Below are 20,733 nucleotides of genomic sequence, written 5' to 3'. Positions count from 1 at the left end.
TTGCGAGAGTCAGTGAGGACGGAAAACCCCAAGCACACGAGGCCGGGGGAGTACACAGGCGGACGGTTCCGGCTGGCCAACTGGCGCGTGCGCTCGCGGCTGGTCGCCCTGATCCTCATCCCCACGGTCGTCGGCGTGCTGCTCGCCGGCCTTCAGCTGGCCAGCGCCATCGGCACCAGCGCCGAGTACCGCCGCCTCACCCAGGTGGCCGAGCTCGTGCAGCGGGTCGGGGCGCTCTCCCACGAGCTGGGCAAGGAGCGCACGCTCACCGCGTGGTACCTGTCCGACGGCCGCCGTGCCGGCCGCCTGGCCCAGCTCCGCACCCAGCGTGGAACGGTCGATTCCGCGCTGAAGAAGGTCCTCGACGCCTCCGCCGCGATCGACGCCTCCCACTCCGCGCGTGTCCGCAGCCAGGTCGAGGAGATCCGCCGCTGGCTCAACGGCCTCGACGGTCTGCGCAAGTCCATGGTCGGCGAGAGCACCCCGCCGCGCGCCACGATCAGCACGCTGTCGACGCTCATCGAGGTCCTGGGCGCGCTCCAGGACGACCTGAGCGAGGGCGTCACCGACGACGCCCTCCAGGGTGACGTCGCCGCCCTGGCCGCCATCCAGCGCGTCAAGGAAGAGGTCTCCCGCCAGCAGGGCATCCTCATCGTGGCCCTGGAGCAGCGCAGCCTCGACAACGACGACCTCTCCGACTTCCTCGGCTCCTGGAACCGCCAGCAGGACGAGCTGGCCCGGTTCGAGCAGGAAGCCGGCGAGCAGGACCTGCGCGCCTACCGGCAGAACGTGCGCGGCCAGCAGATCGACCGCGCCGACGCCATGCGCCAGCGCGCCCTGGCCCAGCTGCGCGAGTACGACACGATCCGGGACCTGGACAACACCACCCGCCAGGACATCAACGTCTGGTACAACAGCACGCTGCTGACCACCAACGCCATGCGCAAGGTCGAGGACGGCCTGGCGACCCGCGTCGTGACCCAGACCCGTGAGCTCAGCGACAGCGAGCAGCGCAACGCCATCATCTCCGGCGCGACCATCCTGGTCCTGCTCCTCCTCGTCCTGGTGATCACCACCCGGGTGGCCGGTTCGCTCGTGCGCCCGCTGCGCCGGCTGCGCGCCGAGGCCCTCCAGGTCGCCACCACGCGGCTGCCGGAGACGGTCCGCGTGCTGCGCGAGTCCGGCGACAGCGCCGAGGTGCCCGACGTGCCGTCGGTCGGCGTCAACACCCGAGACGAGATCGGGGAAGTGGCCCGGGCCTTCGACGAGGTCCACCGCGAGGCGATCCGGCTGGCCGGCGACGAGGCCAAGCTGCGCGCCAACGTCAACGCCATGTTCGTCAACCTCTCGCGCCGCAGCCAGACGCTGGTCGAACGGCAGCTCCAGCTCATCGAGGGCCTGGAGCAGGGCGAGGAGGACGAGAACCGGCTCGCCAACCTGTTCCGCCTGGACCACCTGGCCACCCGCATGCGCCGCAACAGCGAGAACCTGCTGGTTCTGGCCGGCCAGGAGGCCGCGCGCAAGTGGAGCGAGCCGGTCCCGCTCGTCGACGTCGCCCGCGCCTCGCTGTCGGAGGTCGAGGGCTACGAGCGGGTCCAGATCCAGATCCCGTCCAGCACCCAGGTCGCCGGCCCGGCCGTCACCGACGCCGTCCACCTGCTGGCCGAGCTGATCGAGAACGCCATCTCGTTCTCCCCCCGCGAGAGCAAGGTCCAGGTCACCAGCAACCCCACCGAGGGCGGCGTGCTCGTGACGATCAACGACCTGGGCATCGGCATGAGCCCCGAGGAGCTGGCCGAGGCCAACTGGCGCCTGGCCAACCCGCCGGTCGTGGACGTCGCCGTCTCGCGCCGCATGGGCCTGTTCGTGGTCGGCCGCCTGGCCCTGCGCCACGGTATCCGCGTCCAGCTCAAGATGCGCGAGCGCAACGGCCTGACCGCCCTGGTGCTGCTGCCCGACATGCTGCTCGTCGGCTCCCAGCCCGCCGGCGGCCCGCAGCCGCGCTCCCAGTACGACGCGTTCACCAGCTTCGACCCCGGCATGCTCGAGTCGGGCCAGTTCGACGCCGGCCAGCCGGTCGCGGCGAGCAACGGCACCGGCGTCTACGCCGCGCCGGCCGGCTTCGAGACCACCGACGTGCGCGGCACGCGCGACGTGCCGGTGGACACCGAGTGGCCCGGATCGCTGCCCGCGCCGGGCGGCGGCGAGGCGTGGCCGTCGTTCGGCGAGCCGCCCGCGCAGGAGACCCGGCAGGACCAGCCCTGGCCGTCCTTCGCCGAGCAGCCCCCGCCGGCCCCGGCGCAGGCTCCGCAGGTGCCCGCGCAGCAGCAGGAGGAGCCGCGCTGGCCGTCGTTCGCGACCGAGCCGCCCCCGATGAAGGAGGAGCCGCGCTGGTCCTCGTTCGCCGAGGAGCCGCCGGCGGCGAAGGAGGAGCCGCGCTGGCCGTCCTTCGCCGAGGAGCCGCCGCCCCTCCAGCAGGACGAGCCGCGCTGGCCGTCGTTCGCGACCGAGCCTCCCGCGATGAAGCAGGACCCCCAGCAGGACGAGAGCCGCTGGACGTCCTTCGCCGACCCGCTCCCGCGCCGCGACCCCCTCGGCGACGAGCTGCCCCGCCGCGACTCGTTCGGCGAGGACCTGCCGCGCCGCGAGGAGCTGCCGCGCCGCGACGCCGCCTTCGGGGCCGAGCCCGGCAGGTCCGCGTTCGGGGACGACGACCGGCCCTGGCCGTCGTTCGCCGAGGGCCCCAAGCCCGGCGACGCCGGCTACAACCCGTTCGGTCCCGGCGACTACTCCTCCCAGGACCTGACCGGCCCGCTTCCCGTGGTGCGCAGCTCGCCCATGGAGGAGCAGAGCGAGGAGTTCCTGCCGATCTTCTCCTCGGTGGGCTCCGACTGGTTCCGCCGGCCCGACCCCTCGGAGCCGGCCGCGCCCGCCGAGGCGGCCGAGCCGGAGTCCCCGGCGCCCGCGCCCCTGGCCGCCGAGCCCGCCGCGCCGTCGGCGCCGTCAGCGTCCGCTGGAAAGTCGGCGCTGCCGCAGCGCCGGCCGGGCCAGTCGGGCGCCGGCGCCTCATGGTCCTCTCCCGCTGACAGCGGCTGGCAGGCCGCCGAGGCGGCGGCCAAGCCCGCCCAGGCCGGCACCACCGCATCCGGCCTGCCGCGCCGCGTGCCCAAGGCCAACCTGGTGCCGGGCACGGCCAGCCTCGCGGAACCGCCGGTCACCTCACCGGCGCCGCAGATCTCTCCTGAGCGCCTGCGGAGCCGGCTGTCCAGCTTCCAGCAAGGTGTACGGCAAGGCCGCGCGTTCACTCGCGGAGAAGAGAATGAGGAGGAGAAATGAGAGAGCTGAGCCAGGGAGCGCGTGGCATCAACTGGCTGATCACTGATTTCGTCAACAACGTGCCCGGTGTCGCGCACACCGTGGTGGTGTCGTCCGACGGCCTTCCGCTGGCCTTCTCCGAGGGGTTCCCCAAGGACCGGGCCGACCAGCTCGCCGCGGTGGCCTCGGGCGTGATCAGCTTGACCCAGGGCGCGGCGCGCGTGTTCGAGGGCGGGATGGTGACCCAGACCGTCATCGAGATGCAGCGCGGGCTGTTGATGATCATGTCGATCAGCGACGGCTCGTGCCTGGCCGTGCTGGCCGCGCCCGACTGTGACATGGGCCTGGTGGCCTACCAGATGACGCTGCTGGTCGAGCGTGCCGGGCAGGTGCTCACGCCGGCCGTACGCGCAGAACTGCAGGCGGCCCGCCCCCGCTAGACGGGCGGTGACAGGAGATCATGGTGTCAGGTCAGGGTTGGGCTGGTGATAGCACTCCGCCGCATCCGTCGGCTCCTCGTGCGCCGAAATCAAGTTCCCTGGTACGGCCTTACGCCGTGACCGGGGGGCGTACGGCCCCGCGGATGAAGTTCGCCATGGAGGCGCTGGTGTCCTCCGTGACGTCCGAATACCAAGACATTTCCCTACTAAGTCCGGAATATCAGGCGATCATCCAACTGACGCGGAACGTTCGGTCGGTTGCTGAGATCTCCGCCCTTTTACGGCAGCCTCTCGGGGTGGTCCGGGTGCTGATCGCCGACATGGCGTCGGAAGGCCTGATCCGCGTGCACCAGCCTGCTCTGGACGCGGGCAAGCCGGACCTCAACCTGCTCGAAAGGGTGCTCAGTGGACTTCGCAGGCTCTAGCCCCGGCCTAACCTCGACGAAGATCGTCGTGGCCGGCGGCTTCGGCGTGGGCAAGACGACGTTCGTGAAGGCGGTGTCCGAGATCCTGCCGCTCACCACGGAGGCGGTGATGACGGACGCGTCGGCCGGAGTGGACGACGTCTCGCTCACGCCGAACAAGACGACGACGACCGTGGCCATGGACTTCGGCCGGGTGTCGCTGGACAGGGAGCTGATCCTCTACCTGTTCGGCACGCCAGGACAGCACCGGTTCTGGTTCATGTGGGACGACCTCGTACGCGGCGCCATCGGGGCCGTCGTGCTGGTCGACACCCGCCGGCTGGCCGACAGCTTCCCGGCCATCGACTACTTCGAAGAGGCGAAGCTGCCGTTCATCATCGGGATCAACGGCTGGGACGGGCAGTTCGCGCACGCGGAGGAGGAGGTGCGTGAGGCGCTCTCGCTGGGCGGCCACACGCCCATCGTCCGCCTGGACGCCCGCTCCCGCGACTCGGTCAAGGCCACGCTGATCACGCTGGTCGAGCACGCGCTGGCCCGCCACATGCACGCCCCGGCCTGACCGTCGCAGTCCCGCCCGCCGTGCCGCCAGACCTCAGGTCCGGCGGCACGCGGCGTCATCGGGCCCTTTCGGGTCAGTACACCCTCTCAGTGGGTGAGGGAGTGGCCGCGGACCAGGCGGCCGACCTCGGCGCGCAGGTGCACGAAGTCGTGGTGCTCGCGCGTGGAGATCTGGTCGCGGGGCTCGGGCAGCTCGACCTTGAGGTCGCCCACCACGTGCGCGGGCGCCTTGGACAGCACCACCACGCGGTCGCCCACGTAGACGCTCTCGTCGATGTCGTGCGTGATGAGCACGATCGTCATCTGGTGGTGGCTGCGCACCTTCAGCACGAGGTCCTCAAGGTCCTCGCGGGTCTGCGCGTCGACCGACCCGAACGGCTCGTCCATCAGCATCAGCTTCGGCCGGTACGCCAGCGCGCGGGCGATCGCCACCCGCTGCTGCATGCCGCCCGAAAGCTGGAACGGGTATTTGCGCCCGGCCTCGGACAGGCCGACCGACTCCAGTGCCTCCTGCGCGGCCTCGCGGCGCGCCTTCTTGTCCATGCCCTTGCGCCGCAACGGCAGCGCCACATTGTCGGCCACCGACATCCACGGAAACAGCGAACGGCTGTAATCCTGGAAAACCACGGCCAGATTGTCGGGCGTCTGCTTCACCAGCACGCCGTCGACCTTGATCTGCCCGCCGGTGGGGGTGATGAGCCCGGCGATGGACCGCAGCAGCGTGGACTTCCCGCATCCTGACGGCCCGACGATGCACAGCAGCTCGCCCTCGGCCACGCTGAGGTTGAGCCCGTCGATGGCGTGGTGCTCGTTCGGTCCGCCGCCACCGTAGACGTGGGTGAGGTTGTCTATCTCGAGCAAGGGATTTCCTAGGGATGGGTCCAGAGATAACACGGCGACTCTATCGAAGGGGACATTCCTTGCACATGGTAAGGAAGAGGTGCTCTGCCCCATTTCTTCTGTTTATTGCTCTCATCTGTCTGTAGTGTGAAGGACCTGATGGACGGCTTCAGCGAGGCGGAGCTCGCTTACCTGCGCGAACACGACCTGGCGAGGCTGGCGACGGCCACGGCCGCCGGGGCGCCCCACGTCGTACCCGTCCGCATCCACCTCGGCGTCCAGCTCGGAGGCGACCGCGCGGGCGGCAACGGGTCCCCGGACGGCGAACGGCCCCTGGTGATCGGCGTCGGCTCGCTGCGGCTGCCCGGCGGCCCCCGCCACCGCCTCTACCGGCAGCACGTCGAGGAGAACGACCAGCTCGCGCTCGTCGTCGACGACTTCACCCCCGACGGGCCGCGCGGCGTCGCCGTCCACGGCATCGGCCGCGTCCACCCCGACGGCGGCGACCGGCTCGACAACCGCTTCGAGCCGGTCTGGCTCGCGATCGTGCCCACCTGGATCTCCTCCTGGGGGATCGACACGCCGCCCATGGACCCGCCCCACAGCCGCCACGTCAGGTCTCCAGCCGCCGCTCGTGATGGTGCCAGGCCAGCACCCGCCGCTCCACGAGCAGGAACAACTCGTTGAGCAGATAGCCGAGAACGCCGAGCAGCACGATGCCCGCCCACATCGCCGGCAGGTTGAACGAGGAGTAGGCCACGGTGAGCTGGAAACCGATGCCGTTCGTGGTGCCCGGCAGCAGCTCCGCGAACACGGTCACGATCAGCGACAGCGACAGGGCCAGCCGCAGCCCGGCGAAGATCTTCGGCAGCGCCGACGGCAGCACGATCCGGAAGACCCGCTCGGCCCGCGACAGCCGGAACGCCTGCCCCGTGTCCAGATGCAGCGGCTCCACCGAACGCGCCCCGTCGGCCGTGTTGAGCAGCACCGGCCACACGATGCTGAACATGATGAACGCGAGCTGCATCTTCAGCCCGAACCCGAACACCACCAGGAACACCGTCACCAACGCCGGCGGCGGGATCGCCCGCAGGAACTGCAGCACGCCGTCGAGATAGTCGTACACCCGCGCCGACAGGCCCAGCGCCAGCCCGAGCGCCACCCCGGCCGCCGCCCCGCCCGCCAGCCCACCGGCCATCCGGCCCAGGCTCGGCAGCACGTTCTCCACGGCCAGCTCGGTCAGGAACAACCGGTCGGGCGGGCCGGAGAACCACATGGCGTGCATCCGCGTCGCGATCGTCGACGGCGGCGGGAAGAACGCGCTGCCGGCCGTCCGCGTGGCCCACTCCCACACGGCCACCAGCACCACGAGCAGCAACCACCGGGAAGCCACCACCCGCCAGACCCGCCCCGCCATTCCCCGGCGACCCCGCCGCCGCCCCTCAGACCGCCCCTGGCCGATCAGATCGCCCCCGGCTCGGTTGCGTCCGCCACCGGGCGGCCCGCTCGCGGTTCCGTCGGTCTCCCGCTGCCCGGCACCGGCCTGGGTGCGGCCGTGCCGCCCACCGGCCCGCGCTACGTCGGCCTGGCCCCCGTCGGGCCGGCCGCGTCCGCCGTCGGGGGGCCCGTCGCCCTCGCGCTGCCCGGCCTGGGTGCGGCCATGCCGCCCGCCGGGGCGGCCCTCGCCGGTGGGGTCACCGGCGACGCGCCTCCCCCCGCCGCTTGCGGGCTCGGGGCCCTCGCCAGGGCGGGCAGGGGCATGCCGTCCGCCTGCGTTGGGGGACCGGCCCTCGTCGGGCGGGGCGATGTGGGGGTGGCCGGGGGGCTGGGTGGGGGTGGGGAGGGGTGGGGCGGAGTCGGGGGTGCGGGTGGGGTGGGCGGCGTCGGGGAAGCGGCCGCGGGCCGGGGGCGGTGGGGCGGTCATGAGAGGCCTCCGTTCCGGGCGTGGTGCCAGCGGAAGAGCCGGCGCTCGGCGGCCACCAGGAGGGCGTTGACCACGACGCCGAACAGCCCGACCCAGACGACCCCCGCCAGGATGTCGTCCATGCGCGCCGGTACGGCGATGCCCGCGAAGTAGATGAACACGCCGACGCCCTCTCCCCGCCCGGCGACGATCTCGGTGCTCACGGTCAGGATGAGCGCGACGCCGGTGGCCAGTCTGAAGCCCGTCATGATGAACGGCGCCGCCGAGGGCAGCGAGACCCGCCACAGCACTGCCAGCGGGCCGAATCCGTACGACCTGAGGGTCTCCTTGGCGACGGGGTCGACGCCGCGCAGGCCGTACATCGTGTTGTAGAGGATGGGCCACAGCGCCGCGTAGATCACCAGGGTGACGCGGAGCTGCAGGCCGGTGCCGATGACGAGGGCCACCAGCGGGATGAGGGCCACCGACGGGATGGGCCGCATGAACTCGACGATGGCCCGGGTGGCGGAGTCGATCACCGGGACGCTGCCGAGCAGCAGGCCGAGCGGGACGGCGACGAGGGCGGCGATGCCGAGGCCGATCGCCCAGGCGAGCATGCTGGTGGCGGCGTGGGCGCGGAATGCGGGGTCGAGGAGCAGCCCGCCGGCCCGCTGGAGGATCTCCGAGGCGGGCGGCAGGAAGGCGGCGGAGACGAGCCCGGCCCGGCCGAGCGCTTCGAACAGGGCGGCGAAGACGAGTGCCCCGGCCGCCCGGCGCGTCCACCGTGCGGTGGCCGTGTTCGGGCGGTCGCGGACGAGGGCGGGCGCGCTCACCCTGACGTGGTGGGGGACATCAGCGAGGCGACGTCGATCTCCTTGGTGAGCCACTTGGCTTCGTGCATCCAGTCGGCGACCCGCTGCAGCCGCACCGGGTTGTCGGAGCTGGAGAACAAGGGGAACGTCACGGTCGCGGCTGTGGCCTTGTCGATCTGGGTGAAGTTGGGCAGCACGTCGGCCACCACCTCACGGTTGTTCTCCATGAGCTTGGCGGCGTTGTGGAGGGCGCGCTGGAACGCCGCGGCTGTCTTGGGATATTTGTCGTACCATTCCTGAGTACTGACATAGCCGGAAATGGGGAATTCGGCCGCGGGTCCTGAGGCCGGATCCAGGATCTTTCTGGCGCCCATTGACGAGGTCGCGGCGGTGACCATCGGCTCGCCGAGATAGGCCGCGTCGAGCTGGCCCTTCTGCCAGGCGGGCATGATGTTCTGGAACGTCACCTGAACGTACTTGATCTTCGCCGGATCGATGTTGTTGGCCTTCAGGACCTGCGTGAGCGCGAGCTCCTGGAAATTGTGCAGAACGTTCACGTTGATCGTCTTGCCTTCGAGGTCCTTCGGCGACCTGATCGGCGAATCAGGCAAAGCCATGATGCTCAGGGAGTCCGGGGCCGCGCGGGAGCCTTCGGCCAGGATGCGCAGCTTCAGCGCGCCTTGGTCGTGGGCCTGGAACATCGACACGTAATTGCCGAACATGGCGTCGATCTCGCCGTTGAGCAACATCGGAATGGCCTCGGGCGACGCCTGCACGATTTGCGGCGTGACCTTGAGTCCTTCCTTCTCGAAGAGCTTCTGGTCAATGGCCACGTACATGGCCGCGGTGTCGATGGCCGGCAGGCCCGCGACCTTGAGCTCCGTCTTCTCCAGGCCGCCCGCGTCGGCGGCGGTGGAGGACTTCGGAGCGGCGGACTCCGGCTCGGCGGTGCAGGCGGCGATTCCCAGCGCCAGGGCAAACCCGATGACGGCGACTCTGCTGGAACGGGCAAGCCTCATGTCGGGGACTCCTTTCACGAGGGGGGTGTGGAGCCTGGAGGGGTAGGGGGGTGCTGTTACTCACGGGACGTGTGCCGTACGCACAACAAGCACTGACGGTAGCACCACATGGGGCGTCATCATCGCAAAAATAACATCTGTGGTTGCAAGGTCAGTTTGGCGCTATATCGTGGTCAATGACCCCATGAATTTCCAGTCTAGGTGCTTTTGCCTGATTTGGTGTGGTTCGTGAGAGCCGTGCCGTGAGTGAAGGGAGGGGCGGCAGGCGGGGCTGTCTGTGGCGATGGCGAGCGATCTTTTGTTGGGACAAATACCCAATGAATGAGTCAATGCTGAATTCATAGTGTTTGGTGGTGGTAGTCGCCGTATGCTCAAAAGGCCCTCATCTCGATTTCACATAGTGCCCCCCACGGTCATCGAGATCCCCCTCAGGGGCGAGAGGTTGCGAAAGCAGTGAGTACGCAGAGCGCTGGTGCTTCCGTTGACCACGAGCCGCACGGCCATCAGAAGCGCAAGGTGCCCCGGCCGGCCAGATTCGGCCTGGGCAACTGGCATGTCCGATCACGCCTCGTCGCGCTGATCGTGGTCCCGACGGCGGTGGCGGTCGCGCTGGGTGGCCTGAACGTGGTCACCTCGCTCAGCGACGCCAACACCTACCAGACACTCAGAGAGGTCGCCGAGTTCAGCGAGAGCCTCGGCGCCGTCAGCCACGACCTCGCCTCCGAGAGGGACGAGACCGCGCTCTACATCGCCCAGGGGCGACCTCCGGCCAAGGAGCCACAGCTCAGAGGCACCTACGCCGGAGTCGACGACCTCATCGGGGAGGCCAAGCGGAGCGCCCAGGCGATCAACGACTCGCACGGTGACGCCGTACGGCCCGTCCTGCGCCGCCTGGAGGAGATCTCCGCGCTGCGCGAGACGGCGGTCAAGGGCAAGATCCAGCCCCTGCCGATGATCGAGAAGTACACCCAGATCATCGCCGCGCTCGTGCAGTTCCACGACCAGGTCGGCCAGGTGGCGGTGGACGAGCAGGTCGCGCACAGCGCCGGCGCGATGGCCGCGATCGCCCGGGCCAAGGCCCAGTCGTCCAAGCAGCGCGGCATCCTGGCCGGAGCCCTGGACAACAAGGCGTTCGACGCGGGCGAGCTCGACTCTCTCACCGCCGCCAAGGCGCGCGAGGAGAGCGAGGTGACCCTGTTCGGCACGCTGGCCACGCAGGATCAGCTGGAGCTCTACCGCAACACCGTCGTCGGCCGCGACATCGACCAGACCGACCTGTTCACGCTGCGGGCGATGGCCCAGTCGGCGGAGAACAAGCCGCTCAGCATCGGCAGCCGCGACGTGGCCACCTGGTTCGACGTGAGCACCGGCAAGATCGACGCGTTGCGGAACGTGGAGAAGAGCATGTCCGCCTCCGTCATCCTGCGCGCCCGCGCGCTGGAGGACGCGGCCAACAGATCGGCGCTCATCTCCGGCGTGCTCATCCTGATCCTGCTGGCCGTGGTGATCGCGATCATCTCGCTCATCGCCCGCTCGCTGATCAGGCCGCTGCGCAAGCTGCGGGGCGAGGCGCTGGAGGTGGCGGGCAAGCGGCTGCCCGAGACCGTGCGGACGCTGCGCGAGAGCGGCGACGGCGCGGTCCCGGCGGTGGCGCCGATCGGCGTCACCACGCACGACGAGATCGGCGAGGTGGCGCGGGCGTTCGACGAGGTGCACCGCGAGGCGGTCCGCCTGGCGGGGGAGGAGTCCCGCCTGCGCTCGAACGTCAACGCGATGTTCGTGAATCTTTCACGGCGTTCGCAGACGCTGGTGGAGCGGCAGATCACCCTGATCGACGGGCTGGAGCAGGGCGAGCAGGACGAGCAGCGGCTCGGCAACCTGTTCAAGCTGGACCACCTGGCGACCCGCATGCGCCGCAACAGCGAGAACCTGCTGGTGCTGGCCGGCCAGGACCCGCCGCGCCGGTGGAGCCAGCCGGTCAAGCTGGTGGACGTGGCCCGCGCCTCCCTGTCGGAGGTCGAGAACTACGAGCGGGTCCTGCTCCAGGTCCCCGACGGCATCTCGATCGCCGGCCAGGCCGTCAACGACATCATCCACCTGCTGGCCGAGCTGGTGGAGAACGCCCTGTCGTTCTCGCCCAGGGAGACGCGCGTCTCGCTGTCCGGGAGCAGGATCGACGGCGGCGGCGTCATGCTGTCCATCACCGACTCCGGCATCGGCATGACGCCGGAGGAGCTGGCCCAGGCCAACGACCGGCTGACCGACGCGCCCAGCATGGACGTGTCGGTGTCGCGGCGGATGGGCCTGTTCGTGGTCGCCAGGCTGGCCCACCGGCACGGCATCCGCGTCCAGCTCAGGCCGCACGGCGCGGGCGGGCTCACCGCGATGGTGCTGGTGCCCGAGTCGCTGCTCGCCCAGTCGCCCGCGCTGGCCGGCGCGTCCAGCGGCCCGCAGGAGGAGCCCTACACCGGGCCGCAGCCGGCGCCCATGCCCTACCAGCTCGGCCCCGGCCACCCGTCCTACCCTTCCTATCCGTCCAACCCCGAGGGCCCCGGCTGGCCTGCCCCGCCCTGGCCGCCCGAGCAGCGCGGCCTCACCGGCAGCGGCTGGCCCGCCGACCCGCGCGGCAACAGCGGCAACAGCGGCGGCTTCGACTCCGCCGACGTGTGGATGCCCCCGCGCCCGCCCGGCGCCGGCAGCTCCGGGGGCTGGAACGGCTCGTCGGGCTCGCCGCCGCTGCCCCGGCGGCCGACGCCCGGCCCGCAGCTCGGCGACTGGACGCAGGCCGAGCGTCCCGACCCGCCGCTGCCGCCGGAACGGCCCAGGTACGACCTCCCCGAGCCGGAGAGCCCGGCCGGCAAGCCCGCCTCCGCCGGTGACGAGTACCTGCCGATCTACGCGGCGGTCGAGTCGGCCTGGTTCGAGCGGGGCGGCAGCGCGAGCTGGAGCTCGTCCAAGGCGGACGAGGGCTGGTCGGCCGCCAAGGCCGTGGTCGAGCCCGTGCGCGACGGCGCGACGGCCGCCGGGCTGCCGAAACGGGTGCCGAAGGCCAACCTGGTGCCCGGCTCGGCCGAGACCGCGACGGCCCCGTCGGGCGTCTCGCCGGTGCCGTCCGTGTCGCCGGACCGGGTGCGCTCCCGGCTGTCCAGTTTCCAGCAGGGCTTCCGCGCCGCCCGCGACGACATCAACGGCGGCCGCGCGAACGCCGGACCCGGATTCGGCCCGCCGCCCCGCTCCGCGGACGGCGGGGAAGGCCGCGAGGAGGAATCATGAACGAGCTGAGCCATGCCGCCCGTGGCGTGGACTGGTTGATCACCGATTTCGTGAGCACCGTCCCCGGTGTCGCGCACGCGGTGGTGGTGTCGTCCGACGGGCTGCCGCTGGCGGCCTCGTCGGGGTTCCCGGCGGACCGGGCCGACCAGCTCGCCGCGATCGCCTCCGGGCTCGTGTCGCTCACCGCGGGGGCGGCGCGGGTGTTCGAGGGCGGCGCGGTCAACCAGACGATCGTGGAGATGCAGCGCGGGCTCATGCTGATCATGTCCATCTCGGACGGCTCCTGCCTGGCCGTGCTGGCCGCTCCCGACTGCGACATGGGACTGGTGGCGTACCAGATGACGTTGATGGTCGAGCGCGCCGGACAGGTGCTCACGCCGGCGGTGCGCGCGGAGCTGCGCGCGTCCCAGACCAGGTGATGTGGTGACGGATCCACGATGGAACAGCGGCGGCTGGGAGCCGGAGTCCCAGCCGCGGCTGCAGGCCGACCCGGCCTCGCCGGTGCGGCCGTACGCGGTGACGGGGGGCCGCACGGCCCCCCGGGTCAAGCTGGCGATGGAGGCGCTGGTGTCGTCGGCGACGGCCGAGCACCGGGAGTTCTCGCACATCACGCCGGAATACCAGGCGATCTCCCAGCTCTGCCGGCAGGTGCGCTCGGTGGCCGAGGTCTCCGCCCTGCTGCGGATCCCGCTGGGAGTGGTTCGCGTGCTGATCGCGGATATGGCGGCGGAGGGCCTGGTGCGCGTGCACCAGCCCGCGCTGGACGCCGGTCAGCCGGATGTCGACTTGCTGGAGAGGGTGCTCAGTGGACTACGCAGGCTCTAGTTCGGGCGTGGGTCTGACTTCGACGAAGATCGTGGTGGCCGGTGGGTTCGGCGTGGGGAAGACGACGTTCGTGGGGGCCGTTTCGGAGATCATGCCGTTGACCACCGAGGCCGTGATGACCGACGCCTCGGCGGGCATCGACGACCTCGGCATGACGCCGCTGAAGTCCACCACCACCGTGGCGATGGACTTCGGCCGGGTGTCGCTCGACCGTGACCTCATCCTCTACCTGTTCGGCACGCCGGGGCAGCACCGGTTCTGGTTCATGTGGGACGACCTGGTGCGCGGCGCCATCGGCGCGGTCGTGCTGGTCGACACCCGGCGGCTGGCCGACAGCTTCCCGGCCATCGACTACTTCGAGGAGGCCCAGCTCCCCTTCATCGTCGGCGTCAACGGCTGGGACGGGCAGTACCCGCACAGCGACAGCGAGGTCCGCGACGCGCTCACGCTGGCCCCGCACATCCCGCTGATCCGGCTGGACGCCCGCTCCAAGGACTCGGTCAAGGGCGCGCTCATCCACCTGGTCGAGCACGCACTCAACATCAGGACCGCGGTGCCGGGCTGGAGCGGCTGAAGCCGTTGACGCGCCGCCGCCGGCATGATCACAATGGCGGCGGATCGCCTCCAGTCCGAGGGAGCACGCAGCATGGCCGCAGTCCGGGGCACGGCCCTGTCGTGATCAGGAACCCGCTCACCGGGCGGCCGGACCGGCCGCTCGCGCCCGTCCCGCCGGACCGGCTCGCCGCCACTGCGGCCGAGCTGCGCGCGCTCGCCCCCGCGTGGCGGGCCGCCGGGCGCGGCCCCGTCCTGACCCGGTTCGGGCAGGCGATCGCCGCCGACGACGACCTGCTCGCGGCGCTGGTGGCCGACACCGGGCGGGTCGCCGAGTCGGTGCTGGAGCGGCAGATCGTGGCCGGTCTCGTCGACCGATGGGTACGGGCGGCGCCCGCGCTGCTGGAGCCCCCGGCCGAGTTCCCCGCCTCGCTGCCCGGCGTCTTCGTCGGCGGCGACGCGGTCCCGTACGACCTGGTGGGGGTGATCAGCCCGTGGAACTTCCCGCTGCTGCTCGGCCTCATCGACGCGGTGCCGGCGCTGGCCGCCGGGTGCCCGGTGCTGGTCAAGCCGAGCGAGGTGACGCCGCGCTTCATCGAGCCGCTGATGCGGCTGGTGCCTGACGAGCTGCCGCTGCGCGTCGTCGAGGGCGACGGCGAGACGGGCGCCGCGCTGGTCGGGCTGGCCGACGCCGTCGTGTTCACCGGCAGCGTGCCGACCGGGCGGCTGGTGGCCGAGGCCGCCGCCCGCGCGTTCGTGCCCGCCTTCCTGGAACTGGGCGGCAAGGACCCGGCGATCGTGCTGGCCGGCGCCGACCTGGACCGGGCGGCCTCGGCCGTGCTGTGGGGCGGCACGGCCAACGCCGGGCAGTCCTGCCAGTCGATCGAGCGCGTCTACGTCGAGCGGCCGGTGCACGACGAGTTCCTGGACCTGCTGGCCGGCAAGGCCGCCAAGGTGGGGCTGACCTGCGAGGGCGGGCCGATCGGGCCGATCATCGGGCCCGGCCGGGAGGACGTGATCGCCGCCCATCTGGCCGACGCGGTGGCCAAGGGCGCCGTCGTGCACACCGGCGGCACGGCCGAGCGCCACGGCGGCGGCCACTGGTTCCGGCCCGCCGTGCTGTCGCGCGTCGACCACTCGATGCTCGTCATGACCGAGGAGACGTTCGGGCCGGTGCTGCCCGTCATGGCGGCCGACGACGCCGACCACGCGGTGGCGCTGGCCAACGACTCGGTCTACGGCCTGTCGGCGGCCGTCTTCGCCGGCTCGGAGGAGCGCGCGCTGGCCGTCGCCGCCCGGATCAGGGCGGGCGCGATCAGCGTCAACGGCGCCGCTCTGACCGCGCTCGTGCACGAGGGCGAGAAGCACTCCTTCCGCCTCTCCGGCCTCGGCGGCTCACGCATGGGCGCCGCCTCCATCGGCCGCTTCCTGCGCCGCAGGGCCTTCCTGGTCAACCGATCCCACGCCGCCGACCCCTGGTGGCACCCGAGCGAGGAGTGAGAGATGGGACTGCGCGCCGAGATGCCGCTGCTGGCGCGGCACGAGGGCGAGTGGGACGGCACGTACGTGCACGTCGACGCCGACGGCACGGTCGTCGACCGGCACCGCGCCCAGCTCACCTGCGCCATCGTGGACGACGCCGTCTACCACCAGACCAACCGCTACACCTGGGACGACGGGCGCGCCGAGGTGCACGAGTTCCCCGGGACCTACCTGGGCGGCGGCCGGTGCGGCTTCGACACCGACCGGCTCAAGGGCGAGTTCTGGGAGCTCGACGGGAGCAGCATCTACCTGTCGTGGCAGTTCAAGGCCGAGGGGGAGGACCTGAGGCTGTTCGAGCTGATCGTGCTCAGCGACGACGGCGACACCCGCAGCCGCGTCTGGCAGTGGATCAAGGGCGGCGAGGTCGTCCGGCGCACGCTGATCAACGAGCGCAGGGTCGGATGACGGCGCTGCGCGCGCTGGCGCTCCAGCTGGAGACGCGGGCGGTCAACGACGCGGCCGACCCGCGCGCCGCGATCGGCGCGGCCGTCACCCGGATCGACCGGCAGGTCGGCGCGTCCAAGGCGTGGATCGGGCCGGACCTGCGGCTGGTGGTGCTGCCCGAATACGCGCTGACCGGCTTCCCGCTGCGGGAGAGCCTCGGCGAGTGGCGGGACAAGGCGGCGCTCGCCCCCGGCGGCCCCGAGTACGCGGCGCTGGCCGGCGTCGCCCGGCGGCACGGCGTGTTCCTCTGCGTCAACGCCTACGAGAGCGACGAGCACTTCCCCGAGCTGTACTTCCAGGCGTCGGTGATCTTCTCCCCCGAGGGCGAGCCGGTGCTGCGCTATCGGCGGCTGCACTCGATGTTCACCCCGAGCCCGTACGACGTCTGGGAGCGCTACCTGGAGGTGTACGGGATCGACGGGGTGCTGCCGGTCGCCGAGACGGAGATCGGCGTGCTCGCGGTGGTCGCCTCCGAGGAGATCCTCTACCCCGAGCTGGCCCGCTCGCTGGCGCTGCGCGGCGCGGAGATCATCTGCAACCCGACCTCCGAGGCGTCGTCACCGGAGCTCACCCCCAAGGCGATCGCCCGCCGCGCCCGCGCCGTGGAGAACCTGGCCTACGTGGTCTGCGCCAACAGCGGCGGCCTGAGCGGGATCGCCATCCCCGGCGACTCGACCAACGGCGGCTCGGAGATCGTCGACCCGGAGGGCCGGGTGCTGGCCAGGGCCGGGGCGGGGGAGTCGCTGGTCGCCGCCGCCGAGCTGGACCTGGCCGCGCTGCGCCGGCTGCGCCGCAGGCCCGGCATGGGCAACCTGCCCAGCCGGGTCAAGTCGCGGCTGTGGGCCGAGGAGTACGGCCGCCACGACGTCGAGCGGCCCGGGGCGCTGACCGGCGCCCCGGACCGCGCCTGGTTCGCCGCCCGCCAGCGCGAGGTGATCGAGCGGCTGTACGGCTGACCGCTCAGGCGCGGGCGCCGTGGTGCCAGCGCAGCACCAGCCGCTCGACGGCCAGGAACCCCGCGTTCAGCAGCACGCCCAGCAGGCCGAGCAGCACGATCCCGGCCCACATCGCGGGGATGTCGAACTGGCTCTGCGCCTCCAGCAGGCGGTGGCCGATGCCCTCGGTGCTGCCGTACAGCTCCGAGATCACCATCATGATCAGCGCCAGGGACACGCTGAGCCGCAGCCCGGCGAAGATCTTCGGCGCGGCGGCGGGCAGGATGATCCGCAGCAGCCGGGCGCCCGCGCCCATCCTGAACACCAGGCCGGTCTCGACGTACTGGCGGTCCACGTACCGGCTGCCGTCCATCGAGTTGATCAGCACCGGCCACACCACGCCGTACACGATCGAGGCCACCTGCATCGGCGTGCCGATCTCGAACAGCAGCAGGAACACCGGGAGCAGCGCCGACGGCGGCACCGAGCGGCCGAAGTGCAGCAGCGGCTCCACCAGCGCCGACAGCGTGCGCGAGCGGCCCAGCGCGACGCCGAGCACGACGCCCGCGAGCGCCGCCAGCGCCCACCCGCCGAACAGCCGCGCGAGGCTCGGCAGCAGGTCGGCCACCGCCTCGTCCGTCAGGAACAGCCGCCCGGCCGGTCCGGAGAACCACAGCTCCCGCAGCCGGGGCACGATCACGCTCGGCGGCGGGAAGTAGACGGCCTGCGCCGCGCGGGCGGCGATCTCCCAGGTCAGCGCCGCCACCGGCAGCATCCAGTACCAGCCCAGCCGGGCGATCATGACGTCTCTCCCGTCCTGGCGTGGTGCCAGCGGAACAGCCGCCGCTCCCCGGCCGTGAACAGCAGGTTGGCGGCCAGGCCGAGCACGCCCGCCCACACCGTCGCCGCCAGCACCCGGTCGGTGCGGGCGGCGCTGCCCGCCTGCACCAGGTAGGCGCCGATGCCGCCGTCGCCGCCCGCGATCAGCTCCACGCTCACCGCCACGATCAGCGTCACCCCCACCGCGATGCGCACCCCCGTCGCGATGAACGGCGCCGCGCTCGGCAGCGACACCCGCACCGCCACCGCCACCGGCCCGAACCCGAAGGCCCGCAGCGTGTCCTTGCCCAGCGGGTCCACGTCCGCCAGGCCGTACAGCGTGTTGACGAGCAGCGGCCACGCGCACGTGTAGACGATCAGCGATGTCTTGGCGTCGCCGCTGTCGGGGAACAGGAACATCGCCAGCGGGATCAGCGACACCGACGGGATCGGCCGCAGGAACTCCACCAGCGGGCGCGCCGAGCGCTCCACCACCGGCACCGTGCCCAGCAGCAGCCCCGCCGGCACCGCCACCGCCACCGCGATCAGCAGCCCGGCCGCGCACGCCGACAGCGTGATCAGCACGTGCCGCAGGAACTCGCCGTCCGCGGCCAGCTCCACCGCCGTCACCAGCACCACGGAGACGTACGGCAGCGCGTCGCGGTCGATCAGGCCGATGCGGCCCGCTGCCTCAAGCAGGGCGAGGAAGCCCAGGACACCGGCGGTGCCCAGGACCCCCCGCCTTATGCGCGCTCCGGTCATCCGCCGACGGCGGCGATCTGCTGCGTCACGTCCGGCTTGGTCTTGAGGTAGCCGTAGCCGGCCAGCAGGTCGGCCAGCTTCTGCAGGCTCGCCTTGTCGACCTCCATCGAGAACACGCCGAGCTTCATCGCGGCCGCCGCCTGCGCGTCGATCTGCGTGTAGGTCGGGATGACCTCGTTGATGGCGGCGCGGTCCTCGCTCGCGATCTTCTGCGCCTTGGCCAGCGCCCGGTGGAAGGCGGCGGCGGTCTTCGGGTTCCGCGCCAGCCACGCCTCCGACACGCCCCAGCCGTCGATCGGGATGCCCGCGGTCACGCCGTCGGTGGTGTCGATCACCTCGGTCGCGCCCATCTTCGTCTTGGCCGCCGTCAGGAACGGCTCCACCAGCCAGGCCGCGTCCACCTGGCCGCCCGACAGCGCGTTGAGCTGGTCGGCGAACGGCACCGCGACGAACTTGACGTCCTCCGGCTTCAGCCCGGCCTCCTGCACGTGCGCGTTCGTGAGCGTCTGGCCGAGCGCCTTCAGCACGTTGACCGCCACCGTCCTGCCCTTGAGGTCGGCCGCCGTCTTGATCGGCGAGCCCTTGGGCACCACCACGCCCGCCACCCCGGGCGCCGCCTCCTGGCTGTGCTGGAGCAGCTTCAGCTTGGCCGCCCCCGAGTCGTTGATCGCCAGCAGCGACACGTAGCTCGTCAGGAAGGCATCCATGCTGCCGTTCAAAATCTTCGGCATGACGGCCTGCGGCGCCTGGATCACCTCGGTCTTGACCGTCAGGCCCTCCTCCTTGAAGAAGCCCCGCTTCTCCGCGATGAACAGCGGCGCCGACGACGGCACCGGGACGATGCCCACGGTGAGCTGGGTCTTCTCCAGCCCGGAGCCGCCGGTGGCGGGGGCCGGGCCGTCGTCGCCACAGGCCGCGACGCCGAGGACCAGCGCGAGCCCGAGGGCGCACGTGCGTGCCAACCGCATGTCACTCCTTACTGAACGCAGGTTCAGCGCACGCTCCACGAGGGTCGCTCGTTGAGCGCGCGCACATCGGAATCGGTGATCGCGTGCTGGGCGTCCGCCAGGGCCGCCAGCTCGTCCTCGGCCAGGACGTCCCGGATGTCGGCGAAGCCGCCGGGAGCCCGTCGCTCCACCAGCAGGACCATCTCGTCGGCCGGCAGCGAGCGGTGGCCCAGGACCAGCTCGGAGGTGACCGGCCGGCGTTCGGCCTCGTAACCGGCCAGCGCCTCGGCCGGGTCGGCCGTGGTCGCCAGGCGGCGGGCCAGCACCCGGGCGTCCAGCACCGCCTGCGACCCGCCGTTGGAGCCGACCGGGTACATCGGGTGCGCGGCGTCGCCGAGCAGCGTCACCCGGCCCGTCCCCCAGAACGGCAGCGGATCGCGGTCCACCATCGGGTATTCGAGGATGCGCGCGGAGGAGGCGATGAACGACGGGATGTCGAAGTGCCGGTACGCCCACCCGGCGTAGTGCGGTGCCACGTCCTCCAGCCGCCCCGGCCGCGACCAGTCGGCCGCGCCCGTCACGCCCGGCTCGGCCACCTTGACCTCGGCGACCCAGTTGACCCGGCGCGGATGGGCGGGGGAGATGTGGTACGAGACGAACTTGCCCGCCGCGTTGGTGCCGGAGACCAGCACGGTCGAGCCGTCGAGGACTCGGTCGGCGTCGGCCACGCCGCGCCACATGCGGATCCCGTTCCAGCGCAGCGGGTCGCCCGACGGGTGGAGCTGGGCGCGCACCGCCGACAGCACGCCGTCGGCGCCGACCAGCACGTCCGCCCGCTCGCGCAGCACCTCGCCCGACGCGGTGTCGCGCAGCGTGACCGTGACCCCCGCGGCATCCTGCTCGAACTCCTCGAACCGGACGCCCAGCCGTACCGGCCCGACCCGCTCGCGCACCGCGGCGAGCAGGAGCATCTGCAGCTCACCCCGGTGGATGGAGTACTGCGGCCAGCGGTAGCCCGCCAGCCGGCCGCGCGGCAGCGCCAGGATCTCGCCGCCGAACCGGTCGGTGAAGGTCATGTACGTGGTCTCGACGCCGGTCGCGGCCAGCTCGGCGGCCAGGCCCAGCTCGGTGAGCTCGCGTACGGCGTGCGGCTGCAGGTTGATGCCCACGCCGAGCGGCAGCATCCGGGCGGCGCCCTCGACGACGACGCAGCCGATCCCCGCAGCGTGCAGGCTGAGCGCGGCCGTCAGGCCGCCGATCCCCCCGCCGACGATCAACACCCGCATCGGATGTCCCCCTGTCATGAGGCGGGGAGCGCCGCA

Annotated in this window: 20 protein-coding genes; 12 read left to right on the top strand and 8 right to left on the bottom strand. The window is 71.8% G+C overall.

Annotated elements, in window-relative coordinates:
• Nucleotides 1–12 precede the first annotated feature (12 nt).
• The 4 genes from AB0G11_RS32645 to AB0G11_RS32630 are packed head-to-tail and all read left to right on the top strand — an operon-like array spanning nucleotide 13 to nucleotide 4,739.
• Nucleotides 13–3,336: a nitrate- and nitrite sensing domain-containing protein gene (locus tag AB0G11_RS32645; protein WP_357590478.1), complete on the top strand. Its 3,324-nt coding sequence runs from the start codon at nucleotides 13–15 to the stop codon at nucleotides 3,334–3,336.
• Nucleotides 3,337–3,341: 5 nt separating this feature from the next.
• A complete protein-coding gene (locus tag AB0G11_RS32640; RefSeq protein WP_197093780.1) occupies nucleotides 3,342–3,755 on the top strand; it encodes a roadblock/LC7 domain-containing protein in 414 nt (137 codons plus the stop codon).
• Between the two features lie 20 nt (nucleotides 3,756–3,775).
• The gene (locus AB0G11_RS32635; protein WP_246646842.1) at nucleotides 3,776–4,180 is read left to right on the top strand and encodes a DUF742 domain-containing protein; all 405 of its coding nucleotides are present in this window, start codon (nucleotides 3,776–3,778) and stop codon (nucleotides 4,178–4,180) included.
• On the top strand, nucleotides 4,161–4,739 hold the full coding sequence (locus AB0G11_RS32630) for an ATP/GTP-binding protein (RefSeq protein ID WP_219518121.1): 579 nt from the start codon (nucleotides 4,161–4,163) through the stop codon (nucleotides 4,737–4,739). The genes AB0G11_RS32635 and AB0G11_RS32630 overlap by 20 nt, the downstream gene beginning before the upstream one ends.
• Before the next feature lie 86 nt (nucleotides 4,740–4,825).
• Here the strand turns inward: AB0G11_RS32630 and AB0G11_RS32625 are convergent, their stop codons facing one another.
• Nucleotides 4,826–5,599, bottom strand: a complete 774-nt coding sequence (locus tag AB0G11_RS32625) for an ABC transporter ATP-binding protein (protein ID WP_219518122.1) — start codon at nucleotides 5,597–5,599, stop codon at nucleotides 4,826–4,828.
• A 138-nt stretch (nucleotides 5,600–5,737) separates the two neighbouring features.
• On the opposite strand from AB0G11_RS32625, the gene AB0G11_RS32620 reads away from it, so the two are divergent.
• The gene (locus tag AB0G11_RS32620) at nucleotides 5,738–6,265 is read left to right on the top strand and encodes a pyridoxamine 5'-phosphate oxidase family protein (RefSeq protein WP_219518123.1); all 528 of its coding nucleotides are present in this window, start codon (nucleotides 5,738–5,740) and stop codon (nucleotides 6,263–6,265) included.
• Here AB0G11_RS32620 and AB0G11_RS32615 read toward each other — a convergent pair.
• From AB0G11_RS32615 to AB0G11_RS32605, 3 genes are read right to left on the bottom strand one after another with little or no spacing between them, the layout of a single operon-like run.
• Nucleotides 6,192–7,502, bottom strand: a complete 1,311-nt coding sequence (locus tag AB0G11_RS32615) for an ABC transporter permease subunit (RefSeq protein WP_357590476.1) — start codon at nucleotides 7,500–7,502, stop codon at nucleotides 6,192–6,194. The two genes, AB0G11_RS32620 and AB0G11_RS32615, sit on opposite strands and share 74 nt — an antisense overlap.
• The gene (locus AB0G11_RS32610; protein WP_308126089.1) at nucleotides 7,499–8,314 is read right to left on the bottom strand and encodes an ABC transporter permease; all 816 of its coding nucleotides are present in this window, start codon (nucleotides 8,312–8,314) and stop codon (nucleotides 7,499–7,501) included. Before AB0G11_RS32610 ends, AB0G11_RS32615 begins: the two co-directional genes overlap by 4 nt.
• Nucleotides 8,311–9,312, bottom strand: a complete 1,002-nt coding sequence (locus tag AB0G11_RS32605) for an ABC transporter substrate-binding protein (RefSeq protein WP_219512136.1) — start codon at nucleotides 9,310–9,312, stop codon at nucleotides 8,311–8,313. Before AB0G11_RS32605 ends, AB0G11_RS32610 begins: the two co-directional genes overlap by 4 nt.
• Before the next feature lie 453 nt (nucleotides 9,313–9,765).
• Between AB0G11_RS32605 and AB0G11_RS32600 the strand changes: the two genes are divergently transcribed.
• The 7 genes from AB0G11_RS32600 to AB0G11_RS32570 all read left to right on the top strand — a co-directional run bounded on the left by AB0G11_RS32600 (nucleotide 9,766) and on the right by AB0G11_RS32570 (nucleotide 16,904).
• The gene (locus tag AB0G11_RS32600; protein WP_357590474.1) at nucleotides 9,766–12,585 is read left to right on the top strand and encodes a nitrate- and nitrite sensing domain-containing protein; all 2,820 of its coding nucleotides are present in this window, start codon (nucleotides 9,766–9,768) and stop codon (nucleotides 12,583–12,585) included.
• Entirely contained in the window at nucleotides 12,582–13,004 is a 423-nt protein-coding gene (locus AB0G11_RS32595) for a roadblock/LC7 domain-containing protein (RefSeq protein ID WP_219512126.1), read from the top strand. Before AB0G11_RS32600 ends, AB0G11_RS32595 begins: the two co-directional genes overlap by 4 nt.
• Nucleotides 13,005–13,062: 58 nt before the next feature.
• Nucleotides 13,063–13,410 carry a DUF742 domain-containing protein gene (locus tag AB0G11_RS32590; RefSeq protein ID WP_049565051.1) on the top strand — a complete coding sequence of 116 codons (348 nt, stop codon included), beginning with the start codon at nucleotides 13,063–13,065 and terminating at the stop codon, nucleotides 13,408–13,410.
• 13 nt (nucleotides 13,411–13,423) lie between these two features.
• Entirely contained in the window at nucleotides 13,424–13,984 is a 561-nt protein-coding gene (locus AB0G11_RS32585; protein WP_219512166.1) for an ATP/GTP-binding protein, read from the top strand.
• 101 nt (nucleotides 13,985–14,085) lie between these two features.
• Entirely contained in the window at nucleotides 14,086–15,462 is a 1,377-nt protein-coding gene (locus tag AB0G11_RS32580) for an aldehyde dehydrogenase family protein (RefSeq protein WP_357590472.1), read from the top strand.
• A gap of 3 nt (nucleotides 15,463–15,465) precedes the next feature.
• Nucleotides 15,466–15,909: a DUF3598 family protein gene (locus tag AB0G11_RS32575; RefSeq protein ID WP_219512109.1), complete on the top strand. Its 444-nt coding sequence runs from the start codon at nucleotides 15,466–15,468 to the stop codon at nucleotides 15,907–15,909.
• Nucleotides 15,906–16,904, top strand: a complete 999-nt coding sequence (locus AB0G11_RS32570) for a nitrilase-related carbon-nitrogen hydrolase (RefSeq protein ID WP_219512108.1) — start codon at nucleotides 15,906–15,908, stop codon at nucleotides 16,902–16,904. Before AB0G11_RS32575 ends, AB0G11_RS32570 begins: the two co-directional genes overlap by 4 nt.
• A 4-nt stretch (nucleotides 16,905–16,908) precedes the next feature.
• Here AB0G11_RS32570 and AB0G11_RS32565 read toward each other — a convergent pair whose 3' ends face one another.
• The 4 genes from AB0G11_RS32565 to AB0G11_RS32550 are packed head-to-tail and all read right to left on the bottom strand — an operon-like array spanning nucleotide 16,909 to nucleotide 20,697.
• The gene (locus AB0G11_RS32565) at nucleotides 16,909–17,685 is read right to left on the bottom strand and encodes an ABC transporter permease (RefSeq protein ID WP_357590470.1); all 777 of its coding nucleotides are present in this window, start codon (nucleotides 17,683–17,685) and stop codon (nucleotides 16,909–16,911) included.
• Entirely contained in the window at nucleotides 17,682–18,464 is a 783-nt protein-coding gene (locus AB0G11_RS32560; RefSeq protein ID WP_357590468.1) for an ABC transporter permease, read from the bottom strand. The genes AB0G11_RS32565 and AB0G11_RS32560 overlap by 4 nt, the downstream gene beginning before the upstream one ends.
• Nucleotides 18,461–19,432, bottom strand: coding sequence for an ABC transporter substrate-binding protein (locus tag AB0G11_RS32555; protein WP_357590466.1), 972 nt, complete (start codon nucleotides 19,430–19,432; stop codon nucleotides 18,461–18,463). The genes AB0G11_RS32560 and AB0G11_RS32555 overlap by 4 nt, the downstream gene beginning before the upstream one ends.
• 23 nt (nucleotides 19,433–19,455) lie before the next feature.
• On the bottom strand, nucleotides 19,456–20,697 hold the full coding sequence (locus AB0G11_RS32550; RefSeq protein ID WP_357590464.1) for a flavin-dependent oxidoreductase: 1,242 nt from the start codon (nucleotides 20,695–20,697) through the stop codon (nucleotides 19,456–19,458).
• Between the last annotated feature and the right edge of the window lie 36 nt (nucleotides 20,698–20,733).

The sequence above is a fragment of the Nonomuraea sp. NPDC023979 genome, from assembly GCF_040639085.1.
Taxonomy (GTDB): Bacteria; Actinomycetota; Actinomycetes; order Streptosporangiales; family Streptosporangiaceae; genus Nonomuraea; species Nonomuraea ceibae.
This window is presented reverse-complemented; position numbering and strand designations above follow the sequence as displayed.